The organism is Clostridium sp. Marseille-P7770 (assembly GCF_902143525.1).
GTDB lineage: Bacteria > Bacillota > Clostridia > Lachnospirales > Lachnospiraceae > Pilosibacter.
Window position 1 is genome coordinate 774,650 of record NZ_CABFVC010000001.1, and the last position, 16,809, is coordinate 791,458.

14 protein-coding genes are annotated in these 16,809 nt (G+C 49.4%); 7 read left to right on the top strand and 7 right to left on the bottom strand.

The genetic code is table 11. The annotated features are described in order from the left end of the window. Positions 1-158: 158 nt before the first annotated feature. From FN001_RS03565 to FN001_RS03590, 6 genes are all read left to right on the top strand, one after another. Positions 159-1,775: an ATP-binding protein gene (locus FN001_RS03565; RefSeq protein WP_142410816.1), complete on the top strand. Its 1,617-nt coding sequence runs from the start codon at positions 159-161 to the stop codon at positions 1,773-1,775. A gap of 20 nt (positions 1,776-1,795) precedes the next feature. Next, positions 1,796-2,668, top strand: coding sequence for a B12-binding domain-containing radical SAM protein (locus FN001_RS03570; RefSeq protein ID WP_142410817.1), 873 nt, complete (start codon positions 1,796-1,798; stop codon positions 2,666-2,668). Between the two features lie 580 nt (positions 2,669-3,248). Then, the gene (nrdD, locus tag FN001_RS03575; protein WP_142410818.1) at positions 3,249-5,438 is read left to right on the top strand and encodes an anaerobic ribonucleoside-triphosphate reductase; all 2,190 of its coding nucleotides are present in this window, start codon (positions 3,249-3,251) and stop codon (positions 5,436-5,438) included. Beyond that, positions 5,438-5,989, top strand: coding sequence for an anaerobic ribonucleoside-triphosphate reductase activating protein (gene nrdG / locus FN001_RS03580; RefSeq protein ID WP_142410819.1), 552 nt, complete (start codon positions 5,438-5,440; stop codon positions 5,987-5,989). The genes nrdD and nrdG overlap by 1 nt, the downstream gene beginning before the upstream one ends. A 423-nt stretch (positions 5,990-6,412) precedes the next feature. Further along, a complete protein-coding gene (locus FN001_RS03585) occupies positions 6,413-6,853 on the top strand; it encodes a MarR family winged helix-turn-helix transcriptional regulator (protein WP_142410820.1) in 441 nt (146 codons plus the stop codon). Beyond that, a complete protein-coding gene (locus FN001_RS03590) occupies positions 6,846-8,210 on the top strand; it encodes an MATE family efflux transporter (RefSeq protein WP_142410821.1) in 1,365 nt (454 codons plus the stop codon). Before FN001_RS03585 ends, FN001_RS03590 begins: the two co-directional genes overlap by 8 nt. A 143-nt stretch (positions 8,211-8,353) precedes the next feature. Here the strand turns inward: FN001_RS03590 and FN001_RS03595 are convergent, their stop codons facing one another. The 5 genes from FN001_RS03595 to FN001_RS03615 form a co-directional block, all read right to left on the bottom strand. Then, positions 8,354-9,598: a 3-isopropylmalate dehydratase large subunit gene (locus tag FN001_RS03595; RefSeq protein ID WP_142410822.1), complete on the bottom strand. Its 1,245-nt coding sequence runs from the start codon at positions 9,596-9,598 to the stop codon at positions 8,354-8,356. Positions 9,599-9,614: 16 nt separating this feature from the next. Then, positions 9,615-10,106: a LeuD/DmdB family oxidoreductase small subunit gene (locus tag FN001_RS03600; RefSeq protein ID WP_142410823.1), complete on the bottom strand. Its 492-nt coding sequence runs from the start codon at positions 10,104-10,106 to the stop codon at positions 9,615-9,617. Positions 10,107-10,431: 325 nt separating this feature from the next. Further along, positions 10,432-11,682 (bottom strand): 3-isopropylmalate dehydratase large subunit, encoded by a 1,251-nt coding sequence (locus FN001_RS03605; protein WP_142410824.1) that lies wholly within the window; start codon positions 11,680-11,682, stop codon positions 10,432-10,434. Between the two features lie 4 nt (positions 11,683-11,686). Continuing rightward, on the bottom strand, positions 11,687-12,169 hold the full coding sequence (locus tag FN001_RS03610; protein ID WP_142410825.1) for a LeuD/DmdB family oxidoreductase small subunit: 483 nt from the start codon (positions 12,167-12,169) through the stop codon (positions 11,687-11,689). Positions 12,170-12,479: 310 nt separating this feature from the next. Further along, positions 12,480-13,103, bottom strand: a complete 624-nt coding sequence (locus tag FN001_RS03615) for an MBL fold metallo-hydrolase (RefSeq protein ID WP_142410826.1) — start codon at positions 13,101-13,103, stop codon at positions 12,480-12,482. Between the two features lie 202 nt (positions 13,104-13,305). Between FN001_RS03615 and FN001_RS03620 the strand changes: the two genes are divergently transcribed. After that, positions 13,306-14,448 (top strand): M20 family metallopeptidase, encoded by a 1,143-nt coding sequence (locus FN001_RS03620; protein ID WP_142410827.1) that lies wholly within the window; start codon positions 13,306-13,308, stop codon positions 14,446-14,448. Positions 14,449-14,589: 141 nt separating this feature from the next. Here the strand turns inward: FN001_RS03620 and FN001_RS03625 are convergent, their stop codons facing one another. Next, positions 14,590-15,996, bottom strand: a complete 1,407-nt coding sequence (locus FN001_RS03625) for a sensor histidine kinase (protein WP_142410828.1) — start codon at positions 15,994-15,996, stop codon at positions 14,590-14,592. Continuing rightward, positions 15,993-16,703, bottom strand: a complete 711-nt coding sequence (locus tag FN001_RS03630; RefSeq protein WP_118298216.1) for a response regulator transcription factor — start codon at positions 16,701-16,703, stop codon at positions 15,993-15,995. The genes FN001_RS03625 and FN001_RS03630 overlap by 4 nt, the downstream gene beginning before the upstream one ends. Between the last annotated feature and the right edge of the window lie 106 nt (positions 16,704-16,809).

Sequence of the window (16,809 nt, forward strand, 5' to 3'; positions counted from 1 at the left end):
CGTAAGAAAACTTAGAATGGAAGGCAAAAATCCTATCGGCATAGCCGATTTGGAATGGATTTTTGCGCGTAACTGTGGGGGTACTGAACAGTTACGGAAAGTAAAAGGTTTGACAGGCTGGTTCACGGACTGTAAAAATTATACCGGAGTAAAAAGATATGAACATCAAGCGTGCAAAACAGGAAATTAAAAATACGATACAGGTGTATCTGACGAAGAACGAACACGGGGAATACGAGATCCCGTCCATGCGGCAGCGCCCGGTGCTGCTCATCGGTCCGCCAGGAATCGGAAAGACCCAGATCATGGAGCAGGTGGCGCGGGAGTGCGGGATCGGTCTCGTCTCCTACACGATCACACACCACACGAGACAGAGTGCCATCGGTCTCCCGTTTATCTCGGAGAAGACTTACAGTGGGAAGAATGTCCATGTGACGGAATATACCATGAGTGAGATCGTCGCGGCGATCTACAATAAAATCGAAGACACAGGGCTCCTGGAGGGACTTCTTTTTATCGATGAGATCAACTGTGTTTCGGAGACATTGGCCCCGGCCATGCTGCAGTTTTTGCAGTATAAGACTTTCGGAAACCACAAGATCCCGGACGGCTGGATCATCGTGGCAGCAGGAAATCCGCCGGAATACAATAAGTCGGTGCGGGAATTTGATATCGCGACCTTAGACCGTATCAAAAAGATCGATGTGGAGGCGGATTTTGAGGTCTGGAAAGAGTACGCGAAGCAGGCGGATATCCATCCGGCGATCCTGTCATTCCTCACCGCAAAACCGCAGTGCTTTTATCAGGTGGAGACAACTGTGGATGGCAAGATTTTTGCGACACCTCGTGGGTGGGAAGATCTCTCCGGATTTTTAAAAGTCTGCGAGAAGGTGGATCTTGCCTGTGACCGGGAAGTTGTAGTGCAGTACATTGAGCATCCCCGGATCGCAAAAGATTTTGCGAACTATCTGGAATTATATAAGAAGTATCAGGCGAGATACCAGATCGATGAAGTTCTGGAAGGAAAGCGCAACGAGCGTCTGATGGAGCAGGCGGCGAAGGCGCCGTTTGATGAGAAGCTTTCCATCATCAGCCTGATTTTGGCGAAGCTTGATGTGGAATTTAAGGCTTATGCGCAGAAAGAGGATTATCTGGAAGTGCTGTTTGGGGAGCTGAAAGCATTCAAGAGAAGCTTGGAAGATAAAACGGAGGCAGGAGAAATGGCAGCATCCAGAGAGATCAGCCAGGATCCGGTCAAAATGCAGAATACCGGAAACGATGCGGAGAAGATAGATACAGTGCCGCAGACTCAGACGCCGGTCGATATTTTCGCACACCAGATCGAGACCTTCACCGCGGCAGCTGAGCAGAAACAGAAAGCCGGTCTTCTCACAAGACAGGAAAAATATCGCTGTGCCGATATCGCTGCGGATATGAACCGATATCTCCAGACTGTGAAAGCGGAGCTTTTATCGGATGGTGACGAGATTTTCGGACGGTTTCGAGAGCTGTTCGTGGAAGAACGGACAGAGCTTGAGGATCTGTGCGCTCATGCCGGACAGGCACTGGAGTATGCCTTTGACTTCATGGAAGGAACTTTCGGCAGCAGTCAGGAGATGGTGGTGTTTATCACGGAACTCAACTCCAGCGCCCCGGCAGTGCGGTTCTTACAGGAAAATGAGTGTGAACGATATTTTGAATACAATAAGAATCTGCTGTTTGATGAGAGACGGGCAGATATTCTGAGCAGACTGGACAGACTCGGAGCATTCTAATTGGAAAGGAAAGTGATCATATGGAATATGAAGGAACCGTATACCGCCCGCCGAGCGAGGCGAGAAGCTTAATTATCCAGGTGACCGTGGGCTGTGCCCATAACCGGTGCACGTTCTGCAATATGTACCGGGTGAAAAAATTCCGAGTGCGGACAAAAGAGGAGATCATGAGAGATCTCGATGAATGCCGTGATTACTACGGACCGTATGTCAGCCGCGTATTCTTTGCGGACGGTGATGCACTGGTGGTAAAGACAGAACTTCTTTTAGAGCTTTTAGCCTATGTCCACAAAAATTTCCCGTATGTAGAGCGGATCACCTCCTACGGGACTGCAAAGGATGTTCTGGCAAAGTCTGAGGAAGATTTAAAAGCCCTGGCGGCAGCAGGACTCGAGATGGTCTATATCGGAGCGGAATCCGGCGATGACCGTGTTCTGGAGCATATCCATAAGGATGTGACGGCGGCCCAGATCGCGGCGGCGGGACAGAAATTGAAGCGCTGCGGCATCAAGACCTCTGTGACGCTGATCTCCGGCCTCGGCGGAAGAAAAGGGATCCGGGAACATGCCATCAAGTCGGCGGAGCTGATCAATCAGATGAATCCGGAGTACGCCTCATTCCTGACACTGCGCCTCTATGAGGGGACTCAGATGAACGAGGAAGTAAAGCGCGGGGAGATGGAGCTTATCACCCCGGACGAGATCGTGGAAGAAATGGAGCTGTTTTTAACGCACATCGATTCTCCCGGAACGATCTTCCGGACAAACCATGCGTCCAACTATGTAGTGCTTGCGGGAACTTTTAACGAAGATATTCCGAAAATGCTGGCACAACTGGAGGACGCAAAGAAAAGACAGCGTTACCGCCTTGAAGAGTGGCGCAGACATATTTAAGTAAGAAGAACAGAGAAAACAGTCCCGCGGGCTTTCTGGACGCTTAGAACGGCAGAAAAATGGCTCGCGGGATATGCCTTTTCAGGGCCTTTCCGTGATGATCCCGGAGGGGACTCTTCCTGTAGATTGTATTCAAAAAACAACAATATATAGTTTTGAATCATGAATTTTTCACCATATATATGGTTTTGGTATATCATATTTATATAGCAGTACTCCTTGCAATCCGGGAACAATACAGTTATAATAGAATCGTTCTCGCGTGAGTGACTAAAAATAACGTGGCGGGAATACGACATGACCGCCTTAGGAAACCCGTGGCGGCAGGTCCGACAGATCAATCATAAAATATCTAAATCAGATAAAATTTCTGTATAATTCTGAAAAAACAAACTGTATATACAACCAAGAAAACTATCAGCAACTGAAATGTACATGCCTGGGGCCGGCCGGTAAATGCGCGGACCTGTAGGTCAGCTGTGTTTTTTAGCAGAATAGACAGAAGAAAAAACAGGCAACGGCAGTTGTGCGTAAAGCGGACAATTCTGCCAACACAATGAAATGAAACGGGGAATAAGGGATGAAGATCATCAAAAGAAACGGAGCGGAGGAAAGTTTTGACACGCTCAAGATCGTGAATGCGGTCCAGAAGGCGTGCAACGCCACAGAAAATGCCTATCTGGCACCGGAACAGCTTACGGATATCGCAGATTATGTAGAGTACAAGTGCAATAAGCTGGGACGTGCTGTGTCTGTAGAAGAGATCCAGGATATGGTCGAGAACCAGTTGATGGCGATCGGTGCTTTTGCGATCGCAAAAAATTATGTGCGCTACCGCTATGACCGCTCTCTGGTGCGGAAAGCAAATACGACGGACAACCGGATCCTGTCCCTGATCGAGTGCAACAACGAAGAGGTTATGCAGGAGAACTCCAACAAGAATCCGACGGTCAACAGCGTGCAGCGTGACTATATGGCTGGAGAGGTCAGCAAGGATCTCACGAGAAGACTTCTTCTTCCGGAGGATATCGTTGAGGCGGATAAGCAGGGAATCATCCACTTCCACGACTCCGACTATTTTGCACAGCATATGCACAACTGCGATCTTGTAAACCTGGAGGATATGCTGCAGAACGGCACCGTGATCAGCGAGACACTGATCGAGCGCCCGCACAGCTTCTCCACAGCCTGCAACATCGCGACCCAGATCATCGCTCAGGTTGCCAGCAACCAGTACGGCGGACAGAGCATCAGCCTTGCGCACCTCGCTCCGTTCGTTCAGGTATCGAGAGTGAAGATCCGTCAGGAAGTGATCGGCGAGATGAAGGATCTTGGGATTGCAGTGACAGAGGATCAGATCGATAAGCTCACGGAGGAGCGTCTCCGCAGAGAGATCACGAAGGGAATCCAGACGATCCAGTATCAGGTCGTAACACTCCTTACCACAAATGGACAGGCACCGTTCGTTACCGTTTATATGTACCTCGACGAGGCAAAGAATCCGCAGGAGAAAAGAGACCTGGCGATGATCATCGAGGAGACCTTAAAACAGAGATATCTCGGCGTTAAAAATGAAGCCGGCGTATGGATCACACCGGCATTCCCGAAGCTGATCTATGTGCTCGATGAGGACAATATCACTCCGGATGCGCCGTATTACTATTTAACGGAGCTTGCGGCAAAATGTACCGCAAAGCGCATGGTTCCGGATTATATCTCCGCGAAGAAGATGCGCGAGTTAAAGGGCGATGTGTATACATGTATGGGCTGCCGTTCCTTCCTGACCCCGGACCGTTCCTATGTAAAAGGAAACCTTGCGAATGCAGGAAACTACCGGGAAGGCGAGCGCAAGTATTATGGCCGCTTCAATCAGGGCGTTGTAACGGTAAACCTTGTTGATATCGGACTCAGCGCAAGAAAAGACATGAACAGGTTCTGGGAGATTTTTGATGAGAGAATGGAGCTCTGCCACCGCGCAATGCGCTGCCGCCATGAGAGATTAAAAGGAACCTTATCCGATGCGGCTCCGATCCTCTGGCAGTATGGCGCTCTTGCCCGCTTAAAGAAAGGCGAGACCATCGACAAACTCCTCTATGACGGATATTCCACACTTTCTCTGGGCTATGCAGGTCTCTGGGAGTGTGTATACAGCTTAATTGAGAAGAAATTAACCGAGCCGGAAGGAAAGAAACTCGGTCTTGAGATCATGCAGAAGTTAAATGACTACTGTGCGAAGTGGAAAGAGGCGGAGAATATCGATTACAGCATCTACGGAACCCCGCTGGAGTCCACGACTTACTCCTTCGCGAAGAGCCTTCAGAGACGTTTCGGCATCGTAAAGGGCGTAACCGACAGAAACTACATTACAAACAGCTACCATGTACATGTAACGGAACCGATCGACGCCTTCAGCAAGTTGAAATTAGAGTCTGAATTCCAGGCGCTGTCCCCGGGTGGAGCGATCAGCTACGTGGAAGTTCCGAACATGCAGGACAATATCCCGGCTGTTCTTCAGGTCATCCGCTACATCTATGACAATATCATGTATGCGGAGTTAAATACGAAGAGCGATTACTGTCAGGTATGCGGCTATGACGGCGAGATCAGGATCATCGAGGATGACGGAAAGCTCGTATGGGAATGCCCGCACTGCGGAAACCGTGACCAGAGCAAGCTCAACGTTGCGAGACGTACCTGCGGATACATCGGAACACAGTTCTGGAATCAGGGCAGAACACAGGAAATTAAGGAAAGGGTACTGCACCTGTAATGAATTACGGAGAAATCAAAACATGTGATATCGCAAACGGTGAGGGAGTCCGCGTATCTCTCTTCGTGTCCGGCTGTACACATCACTGTAAAAACTGCTTTAATGATGTGGCATGGGATTTCGGATATGGAAAGCCGTTTACGGAAGAGACGGAAGAGATGCTTATAAAGGCATTGGAGCCGGATTTTGTGGATGGATTATCGCTCCTTGGCGGAGAACCCTTTGAGCCGGAGAACCAGCGGGCACTTCTTCCGTTCTTAAAGAAAGTGCGCGAGAGATTCCCGAAGAAAAATATCTGGTGCTATACCGGTTATCTTTTTGATAAAGAGCTTCTCGGTGAGAGCCGGGCGAGATGTGAGTGTACGGATGAGATGTTAAGCCTGATCGATGTCCTCGTTGACGGCGAGTTTGTTCAGGAGCTCTACAGCGTAGCACTGGCATTCCGCGGTTCAGAGAACCAGAGAATCATCGACGTGAAAAAGTCTCTGGAAACAGGGGAGATCGTCTGGCATGATCTGGTGAGCCGGGGAATCTCGATGAAGTTTAATTAGAATATAAAGCTATATATAGAAAAGATCCGGCAGTTGGGTTGTTTTACAGGGATTCTTGATTCTGTAAGACAACTTGACTGCCGGATTTTTTTGATGTAATAGGAAATTCCGAGAAATTTCCTGTCTCACAAAAGGCACTAACGTGCCAATGATGCACACTCGCGCGAAGATGTAGATTGTCGCAAGCGACCGCGCGAATGTGCCAAGGTGCAAATTCCGGTCGACCTGGGGAATATGCAGCCAAGGCACCTCTTTTTTTATAAAATCTGTAGTGCAGGTAAGGACACCATGTGAAAAATGAGGTCTGGATATGGCACCTGGATAGGCTTAGAGCTGCCGCCGCTCTTGACTTTTTAAGAATAGTCCTGTATACTAATATAGTTCTAAATAGAACAGTTCACTTTTGAACCAGAGGTGATACACATGAAATTTGTTGATTTTATGGCGGACAGCCGGGATTTCTATACGGGGCTCATTGATCCGGTCTGCAAAAAATATGGGATGACCCAGATGGAATTCAATATTCTGCTGTTTCTCGCCAACAATCCGGAGTGCGACACCGCCGCCCAGATTATCAGGAAGCGGGCATTCACAAAGTCCCATGTCTCCATGTCTGTCCGCTCATTAGAAGAGCGCGGACTGCTCACAGGGGAATATCATGGGACGGACCGGAGGACGATCCATCTGAAACTCACGGACGCTGCTGCGCCGATGGTCTCTGACGGAAAAAATGTCCAGAAACGGGCCGCCGAGATCATCTGCCGCGGATTCTCCCCGGAAGAGCACCGGATGCTGTTCGAACTTATGAACCGGATCAATTCAAACATCTCAGATTACAGGAAAGAAGGAAAGCTGCATGAATAACAGTAAAGAATTTCTTGGGACAGAGCCGATCGGAAAGCTTCTTTTCAAGCTTGCCGTTCCATCTGTCATCGCACAGATCGTCAACATGCTGTACAACATTGTTGACCGGATCTACATTGGACATATCCCGGGAAGCGGAAGTCTCGCCCTGACCGGTGTCGGTGTCTGCCTGCCGATCATTATGGTGGTCTCCGCCTTCGCGGCCCTCGTCGGCTCCGGCGGTGCGCCGAGAGCGTCGATCTTTATGGGAAAAGATGATATGGATTCCGCGGAGAAGATTCTCAGCGGCTGTTTTACGATTCAGATCATCATTTCTGCGATCCTGACAGCAGTCTTACTGTTGTTTGGCCGCTCCATGCTGCTGGCCTTCGGTGCCAGTGAGAACACCATCGACTATGCCGTTGATTATATGAGCATCTACGCTGTCGGAACGATCTTTGTCCAGATGACGCTGGGCATGAACATGTTCATCACGGCTCAGGGATTTTCAAAGACCAGTATGCTGACGGTTACCATCGGCGCTGTCTGCAATATTATTCTGGACCCGATCTTTATCTTCGGGCTTGGCATGGGCGTAAAGGGCGCGGCTCTCGCGACGATCATCTCTCAGGCAGTATCCTGCGGCTGGGTTCTCGCGTTCCTGACCGGAAAGAAGACCTTCTTACGGATCAAAAAGGAGTATTTAAAGCCGGTTCCGTCTATCGTTTTTCCGTGTCTTGCGCTGGGACTTTCCACGTTTGTGATGCAGTCCAGTGAGAGTGTTATCTCGGTATGCTTTAACTCTTCCCTGTTAAAGTACGGCGGAGATCTGGCGGTCGGTGCCATGACGATCCTCACAAGTACGATGCAGTTTGCAATGCTGCCGCTTCAGGGAATCGGACAGGGCGCACAGCCGATCATGAGCTATAACTACGGAGCGAGAAATATCGACCGTATGAAGAAGACATTCAAGCTCCATCTCGTGATCTCCCTGATCTATTCCACGTTGTTCTGGCTCTTTGTCCAGCTTTTCCCGGCAACCTTCGCGGGAATCTTCAGCTCCGACCCAGAACTCGTTTCCTTCACTGCAGGTGCTCTCCGGATCTACTGCGGCGCGATGTTCCTCTTTGGAATCCAGCTCGCCTGCCAGATGACCTTCGTTGCCATCGGATATGCAGTATGCTCGATCATCGTGGCGGTTGTGCGTAAATTCGTGCTTCTGCTCCCGTTGATCTTCATCGTTCCGATGTTTGTCAGCAACAAGACCATGGGAGTCTACATGGCAGAGCCGATCGCGGATGCGATCGCAGTGACATTTACGGCGATTTTGTTCTCGATCCAGTTCAGGAAAGCGCTCAGAAAGCTGGAGAAAGCGTGATAAAAATGATAAAATAAAAATCCGGTAATCAGGGATAACCGCAATGTATGGCTGCGTGATATTCTGATTACCGGATTTTTGTATTTCAATGGGATGATATCGGCAGATGCTTGCTGTGCTTACAGTCGCCGACATGTTTTTTCTTATTCCGGACAAACGATCTTACCGGCCACGGCACATGCCGCAGCGGTTCTCGGGGAGGCGAGATAGATCTGGACTTTGGATGTTCCCATACGTCCAAGGAAGTTTCGGTTGTTGGTAGCGACAACGCGTTCGCCGTCTGTCAGGATACCGCCTGCGCGCCCACAGCAGAGGCCGCAGCCCGGGTGGGTGATCATAGCGCCCGCTTCGGCAAGCGTTTCGAGAATGCCGAGATCAGCAGCCTGTTTGTAGATCTTGCGGCTTGCCGGAGTCACGATGAGCTTTACAAATTTCGCGACTTTCTTTCCTTTTAAGACTTCCGCAGCCGCAGCCAGATCCTCAAGACGTCCGTTTGTGCAGGAACCGATGAATACCTGATCGATCTCTGTGCCCTCAAGTTCGCTGACATTGCGGATCTTGTCGACCTGGGACGGACATGCCATAACCGGAACGAAGTCCTCGGCGTTGTATTCCATCACGCGGCAGTAATTTGCGTCTGCGTCGCCGAAAAGACTCTTCTGGTAGTTATTTAAGGTAACATTGCAGTATTCCGCCGTCTTCTCGTCCGGTGTGAACAGAGCGCACTTTGCGCCGGCCTCAATGGCCATGTTGGAGATCGTCATACGGCTTGCGACTGTCATGCTCTCCACTGCGCTTCCGGAGAACTCCAGAGCCTTATAAGTAGCGCCGTCCGCGCCGAGATCACCGATGAGACGGAGAATTACGTCCTTGGACATAACATTCTCCGGCAGTTTTCCGTTGATGACGACTTTGATAGTCTCCGGCACACGGATCCACATGGTTCCGGTGCCTAAGATACTTGCCATCTCCGTGTAGCCGATACCGGAAGAGAACGCACCGACACAGCCGTAAGTCGTTGTGTGGCTGTCTGTACCGAAGGCAACATCGCCCGGTTTTACATATCCGGCTTCTGTCATCAACTGGTGGCAGATTCCGTCGCTTCTGTGGACGTGGGTCATGCCGTATTTTGCGGCGAACTCATCGCCGACATGGAAATGTCTTGTATCGTCAAGCTGGCTTGCCGGAACAAGGTGGTCGTAGATCAGAACGACCTTATCCGGCTCCCACAGCTTTTCAAAGCCCATTTCTTTAAATTTCTCCGCCACGAACGGAATAAAAATGTCGTGGATCATGACGCGGTCAACATTTACGGTCACGATATCGCCCGGCTTTACGGACCTGCCGGTGTTATGTTCAACGATCTTCTCAATTACAGTCTTTCCCATTTCGTTTTCCTCCCGTTCAGTCCAAACCATTCAGCTTGCGCATGGCCTTGACAAGGCCGCCTGCGCGGATAATGTCCATCAGATTCTCAGGAAGAGACGCAATCGGGTACTCTTTTCTGTTGTAGTCGATGTGCTCGTTCATCACAACGGATACGGTATCGCCCTCTTTGATGTCATCGTAGAGTGTCGGCTGTTCAATGAGGAGCAGGCCGTTGTTGATGGAGTTGCGGAAGAAGATCCTCGCGAAGGATTTCGCGATCACGCACTGGATTCCCAACGCTTTGATGATCTCCGGTGCCTGTTCTCTGGAAGAACCGCAGCCGAAGTTTTTTCCGGCAACGATGATGTCACCGGGCTTGATCTGGGCAGCCAGCTCCGGGCGGAGCGGGGAAAATCCATACTGCTTCATATCGTCAATGGTCTTTAATGCAAGATACTCGGTCGGGATGATGATATCGGTGTCGATGTCATCGCCCAGGACCCAGACCTTTCCAGTCATTTTTTCCATGTAAATATCCTCGATTTCTATACAAATATAGTGATCATATTCAAAAATGCATATTGCCGTATCATTCTGGCAAATACCAATAAGTAATTTATCCGTAACTGTTCAGTAGGTCTGCGCACTTGCTGCGCTGACCGTAAGAAAACATAGGCTGGAAGGCAAAAATCCCATCAGCGAAGCTGATCTGGAATGGATTTTTGCACGTAACTATGAAGGTACTGAATAGTTACATTTATTCTATGTATAGGGGCATTACTGGTGGAACGACACTTCTGCCTGTATAAAAGTACAGGCAGAAGTGAAAATAGTCTTTACAAATCGGTGCAGATTATAAATCACTTGCTAATGCAATTTCGCCCTTAATAGCAGATGCCGTAACCGTCGCAGCGGATCCAAGATATACCTTGGAGCTTGGATGACCTGCGCGGCCCTTGAAGTTTCTCGTACCGGTGCTGATCAGGACTTCGTTCTCGCCGATCACACCCTGGCAACTGCCCCAGCATACGCTGCAGTTCGGGTTCATAACAATTGCACCGGCTTCCATAAAGATGTCGATCAGGCCTTCCTTCAGTGCCTGGAGATAGACAGTCTGGCTTGCCGGAACCACAAGGAAACGAACTTTTTCAGCGACTTTCTTTCCTTTAATAATAGAAGCGCCGACTCTCAGATCCTCGATACGTCCGTTGTTGCAGGAACCTAAGAATGCCTCGTCGATCTTCACGCCGCGGACTTCCTCAGCCGGAACCAGGTTGTCAACGAAGTCCGGTTTCGCCACTACCGGGCGGATCTTGGAGAGGTCAAAGGTATATTCTCTTGCGTAGACTGCGTCCGGGTCGCTTGTGAAGAGTGCCTTCGGCTTTCTTCCATGAGCTTCCAGGTATTCGATGGCTTTCTCGTCCGGCTCGAAGATACCGGTCTTGGCGCCTGCCTCGACAGCCATGTTGCAGAGGACCATACGCTCGCTGATGCTCAATGTCTTAGCGCCCTCGCCTGTGAACTCCATAACCTGGTAGTTGCAGCCGTTTGCGCCGATGGTGCCGATGATGGTCAAGATCAGGTCTCTCGCGTAAACGCCTTCCGGCAGCTTTCCGACGAGGTTGAATTTTACAGTCTCCGGAACGAGAACCCAGGATTTTCCTGTCACCATGCCGTAGAGGAGGTCTGTACATCCAACGCCTGTACCGAATGCACCGAGAGCGCCATAGGAGCAGGTGTGGCTGTCAGCACCAAAGATCAGTTCACCCGGACATACATAATGTTCCATCATGACCTGGTGGCAGACGCCTTTTCCCTCCCAGAAATCAATGTTGTTTTCCTTCGCAAAGTCGCGCATCTTCTTCTGGGATGCCGCTGTCTTCGGGCAGTCGGACGGAACATTGTGGTCTACAATGAATACCATCTTCTTTGTGTCCGCGATATGCGGATGTTTTAATTTATTGCGGTACATGTCAACGGTCAGATGGGTAGTTCCGTCGTTACTCATCATACGGTCTAATGTTACGGTATGGATATCTCCCGGTTTTACGTAGTCAACTCCGGCTGCCGCTGCAATGATCTTTTCTGCGATTGTCATTCCCATTGTCTTAGTCCTCCTCACGGTTTAAAGAAGCGATCAGTCCGCCCTGATTTAAGATGTTCTGCATGTATTCCGGCAGCTTTGTGCAGGAATATGTCTTTCCGTTTGCGTGGGCAGTTCCGTCAGACATGGAAAGTTCCATGGTGTCGCCGGTCTTTACATCATCCGGCAGGTCTTTACAGACGATAACCGGAAGTCCGATATTGATGGCATTTCTATAGAAAATCCTTGCGAAGGATTTTGCAACGATGGCCTGTACGCCGAGGGCTTTTAAGACGCCCGGTGCCTGTTCTCTGGAAGAACCGCAGCCGAAGTTCTCGCCGCCGACAACGAAATCACCGGGTTTTACTTTTTTCGGGAAATCCGGATCGAGAGACTCGAATGTGTGCTCCTTCATCTCTTCCAGATTCGGTAAAAGCAGGTACTGTGACGCAATGATCTGATCGGTATCAAGGTCATTGTGAAATTTAAAGATGGTTCCTTCTGCCATGATTTATATATTCCTTTCTATTTTAAGAAATTTAAAAGACAGCCGCGAAGATCCGGACCGGCAGCCGTCTACAGTTACGATGATCTTTCGTTTTTTCATTATAGCATAGGTTAAGACATAAATAAAATGGCACGTGTTGATATGGCATATAACTGAAAGTTATAAAATTATAGTACTCTCCAGCGCCGGGAAAAGGACATAAAAAATTGCTGCAGTTAAACTCAGTATTTGATCGGACATGACAGCTGTATTTTTACACCGCCGGTCGGATCATCACGGAAAACTGCAGCAAAAAATGGAACTTATCGGTTTATTTCAGCTTTAAAACCGCTGTCTGCGGTCTTGTCTCAGCCGTCAGGAGCAGTGTATTGGAATTGTACTCCACTACATTTCGGCAGAGTCCCGTAAATTCCTCGAGACGTCCGATCACCGGATAGCCGAAATGGTCGGAACGGTAGTGCATTGGGATCACAACGCGGGGAGCGAGGTCATCTGTCAGAGCTTTTGCCTGAACAGCGTCGATGGTGTAGTAGCCGCCGACCGGGATCAGGATCGCGTCGAGATGCTTTAACAGATCCTTTTGTTCTCTGGTAAGAGTACATCCGATATCACCCATATGGGCAATTTTAAGTCCGGCCGATTCCAAAATGTGGATCCGGTTTGGTCCGCGGAGGGCTCCCTGTTCCGGGTCATGCCAGGTGTCGATCTTCGTGATGGAAAACGGGTTCTTTGTCCCGCTGTGCTTTAAGGTCACTGCGTCCGTGTACCCGTGGTCACCATGTTCGTGGCTGCAGAGTACCATGTCCGCGGTGAGGGAGAGTGGAGCAAGCCCCGGCACCGTATTCGGGCCATATGGATCAAAAACAATGGAAAACCCATCTTTTTCAACGGTAAAACAGGAATGACCATTCCAGGTGATAGAAATAGAATTCATAATTATGTCCTCCTCTCGAGCAGTTAGAAATGATTGAGCAGATGACTATATTTTATCATGAAACGCAGGGAGATTCAATGGACGAAAAGCAAGGTCCCATCTGTGCCGGAGTGGGAAATTTATGTGATCAGTGCTTGAGAAATCAGGAGCAGCCGCAGTATAATAGTGGATATAATATCGGGAATAACAGGAGGAAATGACGATGGAGCTTACACAGGTAAAGCACGAAATTGAAACATTGGCGGAGAAATACCGGAATGAGTTTGAGACGGTCAGTGCATACATATTTGCTCATCCGGAGCTGGCATACCATGAAACGCTGGCGCAGGATCAGCTGTGCGGGCTGCTGGAAAAGCATGGCTTTAAAGTACAGCGGGGAGCTGGCTCTCTGGAGACCGCATTTGTGGCAGAATACCGGAGCGGAAAGCCGGGAATGACTTTTGCCTTTATGTGCGAGTACGACGCACTCCCTGAAATTGGACATGCATGCGGACACAATCTGATCGGCACCAGCGGAGCCGGCGCCGGTGTGATATTAAAAGAAATCATGGAAAAATACGGGATCGGCGGAACCCTGAAGGTTCTTGGAACACCGGCAGAGGAAAACGGAAGCGGAAAGATCACGATGCTGGACGAAGGAATTTTCGACGATGTGGATATGGCACTGATCATGCATCCGAGTGATATGTCCATGGCAGATGATATCTCATTTGCAGCCGTAAATAAGACCTATACCTTCACCGGAAAACCGGCACATACCGCAGCGTGCCCGTGGATGGGGGCCAGCGCATTAAACGGAGTTCTCCAGATGTTCCATGCGGTAGATTCCCAGAGACTTCATTTTAAGGATTACACGAGGGTTCACGGAATTATCCTAGAGGGCGGAACCGTTGTGAATATTGTTCCGGAGAAAGCTGTATGCCGGTTTAATATCCGAGCATTAGACGCAGGCTATTTAGAAGAAGTGATCGCAGTCATTGACCGCTGCGCAAAGGGTGCGGCGATTTGCGCCGGTGTAGAGGTTGAGATCAAACAGGACGGTTATCTCATCAAGGATGTGCGCAACAACCGGGAACTTGTGACGGCAGTGGAGAAAAATATGGACCTGATCGGAGAACACCACATTCCGCGGGATCTGACTCAGGGAATCGGATCCACGGATGTCGGCAATGTAACTCAGGCACTACCTGCAGCCCAGTTCTATATCGGTGTGGGCGAAGGCTTGGGAACCCATACAGCAGCATTTGCGGACGCTGCAGGAGGCGAAGCAGGAAGACGTGCTCTCACTGCCGCAGTAAAGGTGCTGGCAATGACAGGACTTGATATGATGTCCGGCCGATCATAAAAAATAACAAAGCATGAAGGTGGTTGTTCATGCGACCAGGACGAAGATGAAAGAAGCCTAAGAAAACTAAAGAAATTGACAGAAATAAAAATCTCTGCCCGGACACATCAAGGTGTGACCGGACAGAGATTTTTTGCTGTATTACAGCGCCATTGCCTTCGGCAGCGTAAAGATAAATTCCGACCCGACCCCCTGGGTGCTGATCACATCAATATTTTCACCATGTGCCTGTATGATCTCTTTTACAATCGCCAGCCCGAGTCCTGTTCCCTTCTTATCCTTACCTCTGGAGAGATCCGACTTATAGAACCGGTCCCAGATCTTCTTGATACTCTCTTTCGGAATACCGATTCCCGTATCCTTCACGGAAATAAAGACTTTCTCGTACTTTAGCGAAGTCTGGATATAGATTACAGAGTTCTCACGGCTGAATTTGATGGCGTTGTCGATCAGATTGTAGAGCACCTGCTGGATCTTACCGAGGTCTGCATACACCATCTGGATATCCGCAGCGAAGGTGAGATCGAGAACGATATCCTTTACATTGCAGGTTCCCTCGAAGGTTGCTGCGGTATCTTTAATAACACGATTGATATCGAAGTTGCTCCGTGTCAGGAATCCCTTGCTGTCGAGAGAGTTCAGCGTCAGCATGCCCTGAGTGAGTTTATTTAAACGCTCTGTCTCAGAGATCAGGATACCGAGATACTTATCGTATAATTCCGGTGGGATCGTTCCGTCTTTGATCGCTTCCAGATACCCTTTGATGGATGTCAGCGGGGAGCGGAAGTCGTGGGAGACGTTGGCGATAAAGGAATGCTGATATTCCTCCATCTTATTTAATTCACTGGACATATAATTTAAGGTGTTGGCAAGATATCCCATCTCATCGGCAGAAGTTACATTGATCGTATGACTTAAGTTTCCTGCCGCGTATTCCTTCGCACCCGCGGTGATCTTCTTTAACGGGACATATACGGTCTTTGTGAACACGAGAAGAATGATCAGGGACAGGATGAAAACCACCAGCGCTGTAATGTATACAATGTTCAGGATACGGTCTTTCCCATGTACGATCTGTTCGATGGGCATATGAATCACCACGTATCCATACGTATTGAAATTTCCTGTGATCGGCGCAATGACGGACAGCATGTCTTTATCAAACATGCCGAAAAATCTGCCGGTCATATACGAACGGTTTCCCGCCACGGTGGGATCAAAGCCATCGATGGCGGTGCCGATATGGGAGGCTGGGGCAGTCTCCGCAACGACGCTGCCTTTCTGATTGATGACCCAGGCCTGTGCCTTTAAGTAGGTGGCAACGGCCTGCAGCTGCGGGTTTGCCGTGGACAGGCTGATATTTTTGCCCTGATAGATATCGCTGTAGGTGGAGGCGAGAAGATTCGCCTCATCGTAGAGCGAGTCAGACTTTTCTTCTAAGAGATACTGGTAGGTGATCTCCGAGGACATGGTCGCGATGAAAATGAAACCGAGAAGACCAAATACCAGATATCCGAGAAGAAACTTGGTATAAAGAGAACGGGTCATCGTCTTACCTCGAATTTATAGCCGATTCCCCAGACAGTGGACAGCGCCCAGTTCTCGTCGTCGCGGATCTTCTCGCGAAGACGTTTGATGTGGACATCAACAGTCCGGGTATCACCGATATACTCATAGCCCCAGATATGATCCAGCAGCTGTTCTCGGGTAAAGACCTGATTCGGAGAGGAGGCAAGGAAGTATAAAAGTTCCAGCTCCTTCGGCGGCATATCCACAGAGTGGCCTTTGTAGAGGACGGAATAGTTCGTCAGGTTGACGATGAGATTCGGATACTCCACATATTCTCCCTGCTGTTTTGTCGCAGCGGATATACTGACCGGGGCCGCCTGATAGCGGCGGAGAACAGCCTTGACTCTGGCGACAAGTTCTTTTGAATCGAATGGCTTGATCATATAGTCATCGGCACCGAGCTCCAGACCTAAAACTTTGTCGAAGACCTCGCCCTTTGCGGACAGCATGATGATCGGTACCTGAGAGGTCGTGCGGATCTCCCGGCAGACCTGATAGCCATCCATGCCCGGCAGCATCAGGTCGAGAAGGATCAGGTTCGGCTTAAAGACCGGAACCTCCTTCAGGGCGGATTCTCCGTCCCCGACGATCTTTGTATCATAACATTCTTTCATCAGGTAGAGGGAAATTAACTCTGCAATATTCTCGTCATCATCAACGATGAGAATTCTCTGTTTATCGACCATGGAGGTCTCCTCCTTCTAAAGTTTATCGTAAAGATTGAGATTTTTGCCTGTAAAGCAGGGCAGGTTTCCATTTCCTATATGATTTCAGGTAAAATCGAAACCTTTG

Bases quoted from the DNA above. Each gene is read 5' to 3' on its own strand.
- FN001_RS03565 (WP_142410816.1), top strand. From the start codon at position 159: ATGAACATCAAGCGTGCAAAACAGGAAATTAAAAATACGATACAGGTG.
- FN001_RS03570 (WP_142410817.1), top strand. From the start codon at position 1,796: ATGGAATATGAAGGAACCGTATACCGCCCGCCGAGCGAGGCGAGAAGC.
- nrdD (WP_142410818.1), top strand. From the start codon at position 3,249: ATGAAGATCATCAAAAGAAACGGAGCGGAGGAAAGTTTTGACACGCTC.
- nrdG (WP_142410819.1), top strand. From the start codon at position 5,438: ATGAATTACGGAGAAATCAAAACATGTGATATCGCAAACGGTGAGGGA.
- FN001_RS03585 (WP_142410820.1), top strand. From the start codon at position 6,413: ATGAAATTTGTTGATTTTATGGCGGACAGCCGGGATTTCTATACGGGG.
- FN001_RS03590 (WP_142410821.1), top strand. From the start codon at position 6,846: ATGAATAACAGTAAAGAATTTCTTGGGACAGAGCCGATCGGAAAGCTT.
- FN001_RS03595 (WP_142410822.1), bottom strand. From the start codon at position 9,598: ATGGGAAAGACTGTAATTGAGAAGATCGTTGAACATAACACCGGCAGG.
- FN001_RS03600 (WP_142410823.1), bottom strand. From the start codon at position 10,106: ATGGAAAAAATGACTGGAAAGGTCTGGGTCCTGGGCGATGACATCGAC.
- FN001_RS03605 (WP_142410824.1), bottom strand. From the start codon at position 11,682: ATGGGAATGACAATCGCAGAAAAGATCATTGCAGCGGCAGCCGGAGTT.
- FN001_RS03610 (WP_142410825.1), bottom strand. From the start codon at position 12,169: ATGGCAGAAGGAACCATCTTTAAATTTCACAATGACCTTGATACCGAT.
- FN001_RS03615 (WP_142410826.1), bottom strand. From the start codon at position 13,103: ATGAATTCTATTTCTATCACCTGGAATGGTCATTCCTGTTTTACCGTT.
- FN001_RS03620 (WP_142410827.1), top strand. From the start codon at position 13,306: ATGGAGCTTACACAGGTAAAGCACGAAATTGAAACATTGGCGGAGAAA.
- FN001_RS03625 (WP_142410828.1), bottom strand. From the start codon at position 15,996: ATGACCCGTTCTCTTTATACCAAGTTTCTTCTCGGATATCTGGTATTT.
- FN001_RS03630 (WP_118298216.1), bottom strand. From the start codon at position 16,703: ATGGTCGATAAACAGAGAATTCTCATCGTTGATGATGACGAGAATATT.